Source organism: Paenibacillus koleovorans NBRC 103111 (genome assembly GCF_004000845.1).
GTDB lineage: Bacteria > Bacillota > Bacilli > Paenibacillales > NBRC-103111 > Paenibacillus_AA > Paenibacillus_AA koleovorans.
Map to the genome: position 1 here is coordinate 1 of NZ_BIMA01000088.1, position 14,463 is coordinate 14,463.

Annotated in this window: 12 protein-coding genes; 5 read left to right on the forward strand and 7 right to left on the reverse strand. The window is 52.3% G+C overall.

The features are described 5' to 3' along the window. Positions 1-1,212, reverse strand: a 1,212-nt coding sequence (locus tag PKO02S_RS23430; protein ID WP_164821634.1) for a DEAD/DEAH box helicase, incomplete at its 3' end; no start/stop codon positions are given. Between the two features lie 147 nt (positions 1,213-1,359). Between PKO02S_RS23430 and PKO02S_RS23435 the strand changes: the two genes are divergently transcribed. The 3 genes from PKO02S_RS23435 to PKO02S_RS23445 are packed head-to-tail and all read left to right on the forward strand — an operon-like array spanning position 1,360 to position 4,770. Further along, positions 1,360-2,508 carry an NAD(P)-dependent oxidoreductase gene (locus tag PKO02S_RS23435; protein ID WP_127586749.1) on the forward strand — a complete coding sequence of 383 codons (1,149 nt, stop codon included), beginning with the start codon at positions 1,360-1,362 and terminating at the stop codon, positions 2,506-2,508. Between the two features lie 49 nt (positions 2,509-2,557). Further along, positions 2,558-3,742 (forward strand): glycosyltransferase family 2 protein, encoded by a 1,185-nt coding sequence (locus tag PKO02S_RS23440; RefSeq protein WP_164821635.1) that lies wholly within the window; start codon positions 2,558-2,560, stop codon positions 3,740-3,742. Positions 3,743-3,762: 20 nt separating this feature from the next. Further along, positions 3,763-4,770 (forward strand): glycosyltransferase family 2 protein, encoded by a 1,008-nt coding sequence (locus tag PKO02S_RS23445; protein WP_127586752.1) that lies wholly within the window; start codon positions 3,763-3,765, stop codon positions 4,768-4,770. Positions 4,771-4,782: 12 nt separating this feature from the next. Here the strand turns inward: PKO02S_RS23445 and PKO02S_RS23450 are convergent, their stop codons facing one another. The 4 genes from PKO02S_RS23450 to PKO02S_RS23465 are packed head-to-tail and all read right to left on the reverse strand — an operon-like array spanning position 4,783 to position 9,460. Next, the gene (locus PKO02S_RS23450) at positions 4,783-5,850 is read right to left on the reverse strand and encodes an NAD-dependent epimerase/dehydratase family protein (RefSeq protein ID WP_127586754.1); all 1,068 of its coding nucleotides are present in this window, start codon (positions 5,848-5,850) and stop codon (positions 4,783-4,785) included. Positions 5,851-5,901: 51 nt separating this feature from the next. After that, positions 5,902-7,230 (reverse strand): UDP-glucose dehydrogenase family protein, encoded by a 1,329-nt coding sequence (locus PKO02S_RS23455; RefSeq protein WP_218033952.1) that lies wholly within the window; start codon positions 7,228-7,230, stop codon positions 5,902-5,904. 1 nt (position 7,231) lies between these two features. Further along, positions 7,232-8,344 carry a glycosyltransferase gene (locus PKO02S_RS23460; protein ID WP_127586756.1) on the reverse strand — a complete coding sequence of 371 codons (1,113 nt, stop codon included), beginning with the start codon at positions 8,342-8,344 and terminating at the stop codon, positions 7,232-7,234. Positions 8,345-8,374: 30 nt separating this feature from the next. Next, a complete protein-coding gene (locus tag PKO02S_RS23465) occupies positions 8,375-9,460 on the reverse strand; it encodes a glycosyltransferase family 4 protein (RefSeq protein ID WP_164821636.1) in 1,086 nt (361 codons plus the stop codon). Between the two features lie 172 nt (positions 9,461-9,632). Between PKO02S_RS23465 and PKO02S_RS23470 the strand changes: the two genes are divergently transcribed. Then, the gene (locus PKO02S_RS23470) at positions 9,633-10,766 is read left to right on the forward strand and encodes a glycosyltransferase family 61 protein (protein ID WP_127586760.1); all 1,134 of its coding nucleotides are present in this window, start codon (positions 9,633-9,635) and stop codon (positions 10,764-10,766) included. Continuing rightward, positions 10,763-11,800 (forward strand): glycosyltransferase family 61 protein, encoded by a 1,038-nt coding sequence (locus PKO02S_RS23475; protein WP_127586762.1) that lies wholly within the window; start codon positions 10,763-10,765, stop codon positions 11,798-11,800. Before PKO02S_RS23470 ends, PKO02S_RS23475 begins: the two co-directional genes overlap by 4 nt. Positions 11,801-11,871: 71 nt before the next feature. Here the strand turns inward: PKO02S_RS23475 and PKO02S_RS23480 are convergent, their stop codons facing one another. Together PKO02S_RS23480 and PKO02S_RS23485 are read right to left on the reverse strand one after the other, a co-directional pair. Beyond that, entirely contained in the window at positions 11,872-12,828 is a 957-nt protein-coding gene (locus PKO02S_RS23480) for an NAD-dependent epimerase/dehydratase family protein (protein ID WP_246067250.1), read from the reverse strand. Positions 12,829-12,845: 17 nt separating this feature from the next. Continuing rightward, on the reverse strand, positions 12,846-14,366 hold the full coding sequence (locus tag PKO02S_RS23485; RefSeq protein WP_127586766.1) for a glycosyltransferase: 1,521 nt from the start codon (positions 14,364-14,366) through the stop codon (positions 12,846-12,848). Between the last annotated feature and the right edge of the window lie 97 nt (positions 14,367-14,463).

Sequence of the window (14,463 nt, forward strand, 5' to 3'; positions counted from 1 at the left end):
GCCCCGCTCGCGGCCGCGGCGCCCGCCGGCGCCTGCGCGCGGAGCCGCTTGCTTGCCTGCCGCAGCGCCGGCCCGCTTCGTGCCGCTCTGCAAGATGCCGCCCTCGGCATTGCGACGCTCCAGCGTCTTGCCGATCGCTTTCTCGAGCTGCAGCACACTGATCCGATCGCGGATCGTGACGAGCAGCACGGCTACGCCGGTCTCCCCTGCCCGGCCAGTTCGGCCGATCCGGTGAATGTAGCTTTCCTTGTCATGCGGCATATCGTAGTTATACACATGCGTTACGCCTTCGATATCCAAACCTCTCGCCGCCACGTCGGTGGCCACGAGCACTTGCAGCTTCGCTTCGCGGAAGCGGCGCATGACGAGCTCCCGCTTCGCCTGCGACATATCGCCGTGCAGCTCGTCCGCCGCAACGCCGCCTTCCTGCAACTTCCTGTTGAGCGCAGCCGCTCCCTTTTTGGTCCGACAAAACACAATCGCCAAATACGGCTTATGCAGCTCCAACAGCTTCAGCATCGTGTCCGGCTTCTCCTCAGCCGTCGTCTCGACGATTGACTGACGGATTTCGTCCAACGTTACATGCTTGCTGCGGATCTTCACTTCCGCCGCTTTCTGCATGTAGTTGGCGGCCAGCTCCCGAACCTGCTGCGGCATTGTAGCGGAGAACAGCATCATCTGCCGTTTCTCCGACGTCTCTGCGATCAGCGTTTGCGTGTCGTCCATAAAACCCATTCGCATGATTTCATCAGCCTCGTCGAGCACCAGCATTTTCACACCGGACAAGCCGAGCGTCCCTCTGCGCACATGATCCATCAGCCGCCCCGGCGTCCCGACGACTACATGGGTCACTCCCTCCAGCTTTTTCATCTGCCGATCTAAGTCCTGCCCGCCATATGCCGAAAGAGTCCGAATCCCGACCACATCCGCCAGCCGCTCCAGCTCTTTGGAAATCTGAAGCGCCAGCTCCCGCGTCGGCGTCACGATCAATCCTTGTATGTAGGGCCGCGACGGATCCACCCGCTCCAGCATAGGCAGCAGAAAAGCAAGCGTCTTCCCCGTCCCGGTCTGCGCCTGTGCGATTACATCTTTGCCGTCCAGCACCAAAGGAATCGCTTCTTCCTGCACCGGCGTCGGCTCATGGACCCCCTGCTCCTTCAGCTTCCGCTGCAGTTCCGCACGTATTCCCAATCTTTCAAAATGGCCAGCCATCCGGCCACCTCCTCACGATTTGTCCTTCACACTATACCATACGAGTTATCGCTTTACCAAAATAGGTATCCATACATGCAAGACGGTTCCCCTACTCATAGACTGTATCACTAAGTCTTGATCGATAAACACGTTGGGGGGGTATGGATGGTACCACGAGTGAAAGTCGGAATTGTCGGCACCGGGTTTATTGCACGCGGGCTGTTGCTGGCCTTGGACAGCCAGCCTGATTTGATTGTCGCCAAAGTACTTACACGTCGAAATCCGGACGACTGCAAAGAATTCCCCGCGCCTGAACGGTTAACCACCTCCATTCAACAATTCCTCTCCTGCTCGGAGCTGATTGTAGAGTGCAGCGGAGACGTCCTCCATGCTACGGAAGTGATTGCACAAGCGTTCGAAGCCGCTTTACCGGTCATTACGATGAATGCGGAAGTCCAGGTTACTACGGGCTCCTACTTGGCCTCCAGAGGGTTCCTGACTGAAGCGGAAGGCGACCAGCCGGGCTGTTTGGCGGCATTGAAGGAGAATGTGGAGGCCATGGGCTTCCATCCGCTTGTATACGGCAATATTAAAGGCTTTTTGAATTTGAACCCCACCTTGGAAGAAATGCAGTATTGGAGCAAACGCAACGGCATCTCCCTGCAAATGGTTACCGCCTTTACGGACGGTACCAAGGTGCAGATCGAGCAAGCTCTGGTAGCCAACGGGCTAGGAGCGGGCATCGCAAAAGCGGGACTACTGGGTCTGGAAGCGGAGGATGTCCATGCCGGCGGAGCGGCAATCGCTGCGGAAGCCTCTAAGCTTGGCCGCCCTCTAAGCGATTACTTATTAGCTCCGAAAGCTCCCCCGGGTATCTTCATTACGGCTGGGCACGACTCTCGTCAGCAAGAGGCCTTGTCTTATTTCAAGCTTGGTAAAGGACCTCACTACACCTTGCTGCAAAACTATCATTTGTGCCACCTGGAAATCTTGAAAACGATTCGGCGCGTGCTTAACGGCGGAGGCATTCTGCTGAACAATTCGACTTCCCCATCCATCAGCGTAGCGGCAATTGCCAAAAGAGTGATACCAGCCGGCACACATGTAGAAAAAGCGATCGGAAGCTTCGATTTCCGGGGAATCGCCATAGAGAGGGCCGCCGATCCCGATCATGTGCCTATCGGACTGCTCTGCCAAGCGGTTATCACCCGGGCAATCGAACCTGGGCAGGCAGTCCGCTATAACGATGTCGAGCTCCCGGACAGCTTGGCTTTGCGGGCTTGTCTGGATATTCGAAAGGCGGGAGCGCCGTGAATCCGAATGGAACGACAGCCTTTGTCCGGCAAAGAAAGGAGACGCCGTCATGCGACCGGTAGTAAGCATCATCATGATTGCCTATAACAAATACCCATATAACCTGCTGTCATTATATGCTTTGGAAAATCAAACCTATGATCTCGGCAAAATGGAAGTTATTCTAGTGGATGATGCCTCTAAAGATCGAACCCCTGAGTTGTCCGAATACAAGCCTCCCTACTCCTTCTCCTATATTCGCTGCGAACACAACGTCGGAAGATCGGAAGCTAAAAATATCGGTGTCCGAGCTTCAAGGGGAAGTCTGCTCGTCATCATCGACAGTGAAATGATCCTAGACCCCGAATATGTCGAACAGCACGTCAAGCTTCATGAAAACAAAGAAAAACTGGTGGTGACGGGCTGCCTCAGCCACTACGGCACATTCACGGTTATGGAGCCTCCTTATAATAAGCACCAGATGAAACGAATTCAAAGGCTAAAAGAAAAGAACAAGTTCGGCGCCATTCCCGTCGATGCGATTATGGACAGCAAGCAGAAAAAGCAGCTGTTCTCCAAGGAGGACATCCGCTTGTTGAAGTATAAGCAATTGTCCTTTCACTCGCCCTTCTTCAAAGATCTGATCCAACGCTTCGGCAGCGGCTACAAAGGCTTCCATATGCCTTATATTTTCGTCATTACGCACTGTATTTCAATCAAGAGAAGCACGCTCGACCAAGCGGGACCTTTCTATACCGGCTTCAAGGGGTGGGGCTGCGAGGATTGGGAGTTCGGCTACCGGGTGTATAAGCAAGGCGCCGAAATTGTTGATCATCCTGACGTCAAGGTTTATCACCAAGAGCATCCGCGCAGCCTGTCCAGTCAACGGAAGGATCAGTTGGTGAATTATCAAATTTTCTATAGGCTTCATCAACAATTTGATGTAGGCGTACAATCGTTATGTTGGATCGGCACCTCGTTGCTGGAAGCCAATGCTCTAATCGTCGAGTATAAAAAGTGGATGCGGAGCAAGTCCGGCAGGCAAGGTTATATCGAATCCTGCTTCTTGCAGCTGTTCGATCTGATCCTGACGCTGTTGATCGGCAACAAGCCTATAACCGGCCTGCTCGATCAATCCGGCTTGTCCGACGATCCGGACTGGATGAAAGGGTTCCAGTCCGAGCTGGAGGCGATGGAGCAATCGGGCTATTATCCGGAGCTCACAGCAATCCTGAAGAAGCTCATCCGTTTCTAGTTTTCAGGAGGAGATCAGCGATGTTTATTTCGGTCGTGATGGCAGTATACAACGGCGAGACTTACGTTATGGAAGCAGTCCAACACCTCCTGGCTCAGAACTATAAGAATTTCGAAGTCGTGATCGTCAATGACGGCTCTACGGATCGAACGAAGCAGCTGTTGGACTCGATTCAAGACAGCCGGGTCAGAATTCTCCATTGCCGCAGCAATCAGGGGGCTGCAGCTTGTCTCAATCAAGGCATTGCGGCGGCCAGGGGCGATTGGATCGCTATACATGACAGCGACGATCTAAGCGCTCCGACCCGTCTTGCCGATCAAGCCAAGTATATGTTGAACCACCCGGGTGCAATTGGGGTCAGCTCCCTCGTCCAATGCATTCCTGGCCTGCGGGGAGTCACTTCAAGCCGTCAGCTTAAGGCAGAGGAGCGTTATTACAACAAGCGGCACGGGAAAGCCCAAATTTACGAGTATCGATTGTTTTCCTGCTACTTGTGCCACGGCAGCGTTCTGTTCTCCAAAGCGGCTTTCCAGAAGGTAGGCGGCTATAATCCGATATACAGAATCAGCTATGACTACGACCTGTGGCTGCGGCTCTTCGAGCTCTCCCCCATCCGCAAACTCCCGAAGGTGCTGTATTATTACCGAATTGAGAGCGACACTCTAGGCAAGAAAGATCCGAGCGGAACGATTCGGGAACTGATGCATAGCTCTTACACGCATATTGAAAAATCGCTGCGAAGCACGCTGCATCGCAATCCTAAGCTTGCGCTGATCGGGTCGAAGAAGGGACGCGACTTTTTCACGGAGCAGGCAATAAAAAAACTCGGAGCATCCGTCCCCTCCGAGTTTGTCTCCAACACGAACCGCATTGCTCTATCCCGCGCTTTGTCGCTATATGACAACAAGCAGCTTGACGCATTTATCGTGCTCAACGACGGCCATGCCGACGAAATACTGGATATGCTAATGACTCGAGGCCTAGAATGGAATTCCACTTTATTCAAGATATGGAACTATAAATTCTAGTGTCGCCGTTCGCTAAGCCCACCGATCCTTATTGTCTATGAAAATGTGCTCCATAACTTGCTGGACCCTCATTTGAAGCCGCCATTCCGGGTAATGCTCCTTGAATTTCGCCATATCTGTAATGTACCAGATGTGGTCCCCGGTTCTGGCGGCTTCACTATACCCGTATGCCATTCGATTGCCGGTTATTTGCTGGGCCAGCTCAATCGCTTCGAGCACGGACAAACTGGATTCCCGCCCGCCTCCCAGGTTGTAGACGACTCCGCCCCGTCTCGGCTTGAGAAAGAAGGCATGAAACGCGGCTATCACATCGCTGGAGTGGATAATGTCTCTTACTTGCTTGCCTTGATACCCGAACACGGTGTACGCTTCGCCGGTCATTGCGCATTTCATCAAATAATTGAGAAAGCCGTGTTGCCGGACCCCGGATTGCTTCGATCCGCTCAGCACCCCTCCGCGAAAACAAACGGTTTTCATCTGAAAATAACGTCCGTACTCTTGTACCAGAACATCCGCTGCAAGCTTGGATGCTCCGAATAGAGAGTGCAGGCTTTGATCCACGCTTAAATCCTCGTTAATCCCATTATAGTAAGGATGGCCGGCCTCCAGCTCCCATCGGCTCTCTTGCTCTATGAACGGCAACGAGTTAGGCCGGTCCCCATATACTTTATTGGTGGAAGTAAAAATAAAAACAGCCTCTGAACAATATTGGCGGGTAAGCTGAAGCAGATTCAAAGTGCCGCTTGCATTGACATGGAAATCGGTAAACGGATCCTTGGCCGCCCAATCGTGCGACGGCTGTGCCGCTGTATGGATGATGAGCTCGATGTGCTCTCGATAGCTTTGAAATAGGAGTTCTAGCTGCTGCAAATCACGAATATCCGCATCGAAATGCTCATAACGATCGCCCAGCTTCCCTTTTAGCTTCTCCAGATTCCACTCGGTGGTGCCTTCCGGACCGAAAAACCGTTGACGCATGTTATTGTCGATCCCAACGACCTTGTATCCCAACCTGCCATAAAATTCAGCGGCTTCCGAGCCGATCATTCCGGCCGACCCTGTAATGACGACGACGGACATCCGGTACACCTCCATATTTTCAATTCCTGTACAAGATCACTTGCCAGCCTCTTACCAAATCAGTCCTTGATACCGACTGGAGTCGGGTGCTGGATCGATGATGCGGACCAGATCGATTACTTTTGTAGAGTCCAAGCACTCCATAGCAAACTGGCGATGCTCCTCGCTGTTCTGTGCCACCACGATCAACTCGGCGAATTCCTTCAGCTCCAACCGATTATGAACGATCCATTTCAATAAATGCGGCACGGTCGCTTCCATATAGGATTTGTTCGCCCCCATGAGATTGGAAGACAGCACAAACCGATCATAAATTTTAACCTCGTATCCCCTGCCGACCAGCCGTTCCAGCAAACATACGACAGGACTTTCCCGAAGATCGTCGGTTCCCTCCTTAAATGCCAGACCGAGCACACCGATCCGGCGAACACCCGTTTCCTCAATCATTCGAAACGCTCTATCGAGATGCTCGGCATTGCTCTGCTCTATACTGGATAGGACTGGCACCTCGATATGGCGGGAACGGGCCAATCCGTTCAACGCTCTCAGGTCTTTCGGCAGGCAAGAGCCGCCATAGGCGAACCCCGGCTTCAGGTAAGCCGAAGAGATATTCAGGCGCTGGTCTTGGCAAAAAATGTCCATTACCCTGTGGGGATCTATGCCGAATTCATGACAGACCGCCCCGATCTCATTGGCAAACACGACCTTGAGCGCATGAAAGGAATTATTCACATACTTCATGATTTCCGCCGCTTCTCTCTCGACCGTAAGGACAGGTGCGCTTATGTCCGCATAGACGGCCCTGACTACACTTATGGCTGTCTCGTTGCGTGTGCCTATCAACGTATAGGGAGGGTTGAAATAGTCCTTTATGCTAGTGCCTTCTCTAAGAAACTCCGGATTGCTTACTACGGCGAAATCGCGATCTGGCATCAACCCGCTTCGAGCCAGAATTTGCTCCATCTCTCTGCACGTACCTGGGGGGACAGTCGACCGGATTATCAAAGTCAGAAATTTCTCCCGTCCTCTTAACGCTTCTCCTACTTCTTCGGCTACGTTCCAGATGGAGGTCAGGCTGACGTTGCCGTACTTATCCGAAGGAGTGCCTACGCATATAATGATGCAGTCCGCATGTTCGACAGCCGTCCGTATGCTCTCGGTTGCCGACAATCGCCCGGCGAGGTGCTGCTCCTCGACCAACAGAGCAATTCCTTCCTCAACAATGGTAGGCTTCCCCCTGTTGATCTGCTCCACCTTGCCGGGATTCACATCGACTCCAATCACGGAATGCCCCATCTTGGCCAGACACGCGGCTGTGACGCAGCCGACATATCCGAGTCCGATTACCGAAACCTTCATTTTCCCCAGGCTGCCCGGCATCTCATTGGTCGCCTCCCGAATGCTTCCTGTTGTATTTTGTTATCTCCTGTAGAACTTTACCGGCCGTTTGCTCCATGCTGTATTTATGGAGCAGCTCGACTCTGGCGTTCCTCGCCTTATGTTTAGCTTCGTTTTCCCGTTCTCTGACCCTTCTCATCTTCCTCTGAAGATCCTGCTTGGACGGCTCCGCCCAGTGGTGGTCGATGAACAATTCGTTTTCGTTGTTTTCGATTCGTTTGATTTCATCCACAGCAATCAGATAGGAATTATCCTCATGCATAAAATCCGTCTGCCCGCTCCAATTGGTCCCGATACAAGGCAGCTCCATCAGCATCGCTTCAAAGAAGGGTCTCCCCCACCCTTCGCCTCTGGTAGGGAGCACGAAAGCATGGCAGGACCGGTACAAACCAAGAAGCTCCTCTTGCGACAGCATTTGGTCGATTAGGTAGATGCGAGGTTTCTTCGCATCCGGCTTGGGATGAGCGGCGATAATCGCTTCTATTTTTTCCCTCCGGTCGTTGTCTCTCAGCTTGATGACCAGCGCCGTATCGTCTTGACGGCTGAATTCCGTCAGGAATGCGTTCAGCAGCACATCGTAGCCTTTGCGGTCCTTCAGATCAAAAACGGATAGGAAAAGGAAGCTTTCTACAACAGGCAGCTGCAAGTTGGCGCCGGTCGGCTGATAACGGTTCATGTCGAAGAAATTGGGAATCAGCCTTAGCGGGACAGACACCCCGGATGCCAAGAAGGACTGCCGGTTAAAGCTGCTCTGAACCCATACCTCGTTGAACTTGTTGAGCTCTGGTACCCAGGATCCCGGAATCCGGTCGGTTTCGAACGTTGTCCTGGCGATGTTGATTTTGAAGTCAGGACGATATTTAGCGTAAGTGCCGACCCAGTTGAATAAATAAAGGTCGTGCTTCGCTAGTCTTGTATGCTCAAAAGAGGAAATATAGCCGATTTCTTCCGAATCGAGCACCTTGAATTTATCGGAAGCGTCTCTTGCGACGATGCGGACCCGGAGGCCGGCCCGATCAAGCATTCTCAACAAAATGCGGTTCCCTTCCGCGAGACCGTGGCCGTTGTAAAAGATGCCCTCCAGCAAAATGTTCACTACTCTCCCGCCTTTACATGGAAAGTCATCTCAACCGAATTTTCCCAGCTCCCTCAAGACCAAATCCTTCAGCTTCCCGTCGTAAGCCTCCATAAGCTCGGCGCGCGCTATACGGCCCTTGGCTTTAGCTTCCTGAGGATTCTCGTAAACTCGCCTCATCTGCGCCTGCAGATGCTCGACCGAGGGCTCCGCCCAATAATGTCCGTCGAACAGCTTAAATTCGCTGTTATGGATATACTCCAGCCGATTCAGCTCCACCAGATAAGAATTGCCCTCGTTCATAAACTCCGTTTGACCGCTCCAATTGGTGCCGATCACCGGCATCTCCATCAGCATCGCTTCGAAGAACGGCCTTCCCCAGCCCTCGCCGCGCGTGGGCAGAACAAAGGCGCTGCAAGCCCGGTACAAGCCTAACATATCCGTTGTAGATAACAGCTGACTCAGAATATAAACCGGCGGTTTCGTTTCTTTGGCTTTGTTATGCTTTTCAATTAGTGCTTCCAGTCGTTCGACATGATGACTCTCACGTATCTTAAGCACTAGTGCAGCATCCTCCGAGCTGGAGAATTCGTTCAAGAACGCTTCAATCAGGAGATCGTAGCCCTTCCTTAGCTGCATATCGAAGACGGATAGAAACGTAAAGCTCTGGGCAATGGGAAGCTGCAGCTTGGCTCCGTTCACATCATAAAGATCGAATTGAAAGAAATTTGGCATTTTGACTAAGGGAACGGTCACGCCGGAAGAAGCAAACGTCGCTAAGTTAAACTGGCATGGCACCCATACCTCGTCGAATTGGTTCAATACGGGAACCCACGCTTCCGGCACCCGGTCGGTTTCGAACGTCGTTCTAGTAACATTGATCCGGAAGTCAGGCTGGAGCTGAACGCGGTCAAGCACCCAATAGCACAGATATAGATCGTTGCTCGCCAACTCCGTATGCTCGCATGAGGCAATGTACTCCACCTCGGCAGGAGAAAGCGCTAGGTTTGTGTCCTGACGATCCCTTGCGCGGATACGCACCCGATGACCTGCTTCCTTCAAAATTTTCAACAAGATCCGATTGCCCTCAGCGAATCCATGTCCGCTGTAGAACATTCCATCCAGTAGGATGTTCATGAACCCACCACGCTTGTTCTTGTCGAGTAAAGGCTTACTTATCATATGTTGCTCGTGTCCCGCCCGATAAGGACATCTATCCAATTTCAAGCAAAGCCGGGTCCGTTGCCGCTTGACACCATACAATGAACTATTCCTGCATAATGACACACTCACTGGCGGTGATGAAGCTTTGACGGGACCACTCAGGCAAATTCCTTCAGCCGAGAACCATCATACGGTAAAAGAATGGCTGAACCAACACGCTTTTGAAGGCGGCTGCTTGAATAATCGCTATCTGGAGCTTCCGTTTGCTGAAAGCGAAACGATCATGGCTCCGAAAACGATCGACACCCAGCTTCACTGGTGTTTTCAAACGGCTGGACCCCATTACCCTCTCCCACCGTTTGCGGCCGTAATCGAGGATGGCCGGCTATTCGGCAGGCGAGGGATTATTATGACCTCCGATCATAAGCTGCTGAAAGATGTTTCCGTACAGCGGAGCTCAGAAACACCGGACATCTTGCCGCGAGTTTCGTACACCGGGGGAACAACAGCGGTATTAACCTTTAAGTTCATTAAGAATTATTTCCACTGGATGCTGGACGTGCTTCCCCGCATCTTATTGCTGCGCGAGCTCCGTCTGCCGATCGACAAGTATGTGATCAGTCCCCAGAGCAGCTATCCCTATCTGGAAAGCATGCACATGCTCGGAGTCCCCAAAGAGAAAATAGTCGTATCTACCCGCAAGCTGCACCTTCAAGCACAGAAGCTGATCGTCACCTCCCGTGTTTCCTATAAAGAGTTTTATCCGAAATGGTCATGCGACTTTGTGAGAAACGAGCTGCTCGCGGCCGCTGAAGCGTCCGTTCAAGACGGCACGCCGAAAACTCGAATCTACATTAGTCGGGAGGGCGCCTCCAAGAGAAAAGTGACGAATGAAGCGGCCGTAATGAAGCGGCTTGCCCCCTATGGCTTTCACACTGTCCGGTTGGAAACCATGTCCCTAAAGGAACAAATTCATTTGTTCCGCTCCGCCGACGTCATCCTGGCGCCTCACGGCGCAGCTCTGACCAATCTTATATTCGCGAGGCCCGGTACGAAAGTGATCGAGCTGTTCAGCCCCGACTATGTGAAGAAATACTACTGGGTGATCTCCAGCCACTACCAGTTGGATTACTATTATTTAATCGGCGCTGGCGCTCGTCACACAGACCCGTTGTATCCGAACAACCGGTTCGAATCGATTACCGTTAATCTGAACGACCTGGATCGACTGTTAGAGCTGGCGGAGCTGCATCGCGCGAATAAGGAGGGTGCCGGATGAATGTTTTAACGCCTCGATTTAAGGAGGAGCCTGTTGTGCTCAAAGCGCCTACAGGAGTGGAGCACCCCCTCCACTGGATGTTCCGCGAGATGGAGGGGCGTGCAGACCAACGAGTGGGGGAAGTCATGGTAGTGCCGGGAGGGAGGGTTTACGGCTCCGGCTCTTGCATAGTCGATGCTGACGGCAAACCTCTGGACAATCCGCAGAAGAAAAAAAACGGGCAACCGGCTGCCGCCGAGCCTTCCCCTGCTCTTCCGACATACGCGAAGCATGTGGCCTTATTGACGCATGACGTTGCCGGAAACTATTACCATTGGATGCTGGATGTGCTTCCTTGTCTGCTGCTTATGCACAAATGCGGGCTTCGGGTTGATAAATATGTGCTTAACGGACTGAAAACGTTTCCTCTCCAGTATGAATCCTTGAAAGCATTGGGCGTGCCCGGCCGCAAGATCGAAGCTAGCAGCGAAACCATGCATATGAAGGCGGCTAATTTAATCGTTCCGTATTTCGGGAGACGCAGCTGTCGTCCGCCTTACTCCGTCAAATTCGTCCGGAACGAGCTGTTAAAGGCTTACGATCCGAAGCCTGTCAAAGGCTATGAGCGGATCTATCTCAGCCGAGCGGGCACGCGGAGAAGAAGGGTTACGAACGAAGTCGAGGTCATGAGGCTGATGTCCGAGTACGGCTTCAAGCTCATCTCGCCGGAACAGCTCTCCATGGCCACACAAATCGAAATCTTCTCCAGCGCCAAAGTGATTGCCGGCCCGCATGGCTCCGCCTTTACGAATTTGATCTTCTGCAAGCCCGGGACGAAAGTCATCGAGCTGTTTTCACCGCAGTACGTTGGCCGGCATTTCCCGATCCTGAGCAGTATTATGGGCCTTCGGCATTATTACTTGATGGGTGAAGGAGCCCGTCCTCCTGAGCATTCCAAGTTAAAGGACACCCGACCGGACATGACCATTAACATTCGTGACCTGCAGCGGCTGCTTAGCCTAGCCTCCGTTCATCCCCGGATCAAGCAGGATTAGAAGGATTGAACGACAAGCCCTCTGCCTCCCAACACCGTACGACCGGTTCAGCGGAGAGACAGAGGGCTTTATTATTTTTTGTGATCGTTTCGATACGCTTCAATGGTACGGGTAAGTCCCTCTACAAGGTCGATCTCCGGCCTCCAGCCCAATAGAAACTCTGCTTTCTCAATGACCGGACTCCTTACCTTAGGATCATCTTCAGGAAGAGGCAGAAACGTAATCGCGCTCGAAGACTCAGCCAATCGTTTCACTAGCTTAGCCACCTCTAGTACCGAATGCTCGACTGGGTTGCCGATATTAATAATCTCTCCCGTCGCATTGTCGGCTTCCATCATACGGATCAGTCCGCGGATCGTGTCGTCCACATAGCAGAACGAACGGGTTTGAGAACCGTCTCCGTACACGGTTATTGCTTCACCCTCTATGGCCTGATTGACGAAATTGGAGATGACCCGACCGTCGTCATTCCTGAGCCCCGCCGAGTAGGTGTTGAAGAGTCGGGCCACTTTCACCTCCACTTGAAACCGTTTGAAGTATTCGTAGCAGATGGTCTCGCCAAGCCGCTTGCTCTCGTCATAACAGGCTCGGGGTCCCCATGTATGAACACTGCCGCGATACGACTCGTGTTGAGGATGCACCTTCGGGTCGCCATAGGCTTCACTCGTGCTGGTATAAACAAGCTTCGCCTTATGTTTATTCGCCAGCTCCAACATATGCCTCGTTCCTACGGTGTTAGCGGCAATCGTTTGAAGCGGCATTTCCCGATAAAATTTTGGGGAAGCAGGCGAAGCCAGATGATAAATTTCGTGGGCTCCTTCCGTTTCCTCCAAATTCAGAACGGCCGCATCAGCGATGTCGCATAGTAAAAATCGGAATGCGCCTACCCCTTCCAAATCGGCTACATTCTCCATCCTTCCGGTGGACAAGTTATCCAGTCCTACAACCTCGCACCCCAGATGAAGCAGTTGCTTGCACAAATGAGATCCGAGGAATCCGGCTGCGCCGGTTACAATCGTCCTTTTCAATTCTACCTCCCCGCTCTCTATGCTTGGTGTAGTTCCACATATAGTTTTGGCTTTCTCCCTTTGGGTACGGAAGGCACGAACAGTCCGTGATTGTCCAGTTGAGCCTGCCGCCACCTCTTGACCAGTCCGGTGCATTCCCAAGTAAACCGGACCAGCTTTAATGCTCCGCTCTGATTTTGCTTGTGGAGGGTCGCCGATTGGATTTGAGGCTTGCTGGACGAAGCGCCGCGCTCGCTCCACGGCTTTCGGATGCCGTACACTCGGAATCTCCTTGTGAGGGACGAAATATGCAGAACGGCCCTCTCAATGACGGCGTGTTCCGGAATCTCTACAAGATTAAAGGAGAAGTAAGCCCCTGTTTTCCCACCGTCCATTAGATTGGTAAATCGATTTGGCTGAAGAACTAGAGTAAGTTTAGTCTGGGGACGCTCCACAAGATTTGGAATGAAGGACACAAGGGCGACCTCCTCCCTTACGGAGCGTTGCTTCGAACCATGCAGCGCATACTCGATTTGTTCCCGTATCTTTTCAACGAACGAGGAGATCGTGTGATGTTCGGAAACGTAAGCTCTCGCTTGTTTGCTAAGAAGCCTGCGTTTCTCTTTATCGCGATAAAGGGCTAGCATAGCTTCGAACAGTCTATGCCTCATCTGATCGTCCGGATTAAGCTTGCAGACCGCATGATCGGGCAAATATTGATAAGCTCCGAAGGCGGCAACAAGAGTCGGCTTCCCGTGTCCCAGCATTGTAAGGACGGTATCCGAGAACTCGCCCGGCTCAGGCTTATGGAGGAATAGGCAGGCATCGCAAAAGGCGATCCGTCTTTGAACCTCCGGCGTGTCACAGGACCCTGGAAGGAAATGAACGTAATCTTCCAAACGGAGTTTCCGAACAAGAGACTTGTGCTGCTCCATAAGCTCGGTATTGTAGTCCCCGATTATGGAGTAGCGAATATGAGCGCAGCCCGTATCCACCAGCTTCCGGATGGAACGGAAGACGGGCTTGTAAGCGCAAGTTTCCAGCGTATGGCCATAACTGATAAAGTCGAACGGCTTATCCACGACTAAAGAGATCATCAAGGAAAGCTTGGCAGGCTTCGGACAACGGACTACAAAATGGCAGCCTTGCCGACTGAGGAGCTTCAAGGCGTCTTCGTTGTCGACAAGGACCGATTTGGAACCCTGCAGCGCGGCTTCCCACCCCGGGATTCGGCCGGACTGATCCAGCTTCAGAACAACGGCGACACCGGGGAAACGCCTCATATAAGGCAGCATATAAAGATGAGGCTCGCAAGAAGAAAGCACATATAGGATCACGGAATAGGCGTCCGATCTGGCCAAAAATTCCGGATGATGAACAAGAGGCAAGCCGAATCCGTTCGACCGCTCCTGCTCAGAACTATTTGCCGTTTCCACAAAGAGATGGCATTCATATTGATCGCTCAGCTTGGACAGCAGAGCGTGAACCGCCTCTCCCTGACTGGAGTCCATATAGGCTTCCGGACAAAAAACAGCGAGTTGTATCCGATTATGGGTCATTCATTTCCCCCCTATTCAGATTCGTTTGATCTGTGCGAAGCAGGACAAACTCCTACTCAACCCTTATTAATACTATGCTTTACCTGTCCCGAGTTCA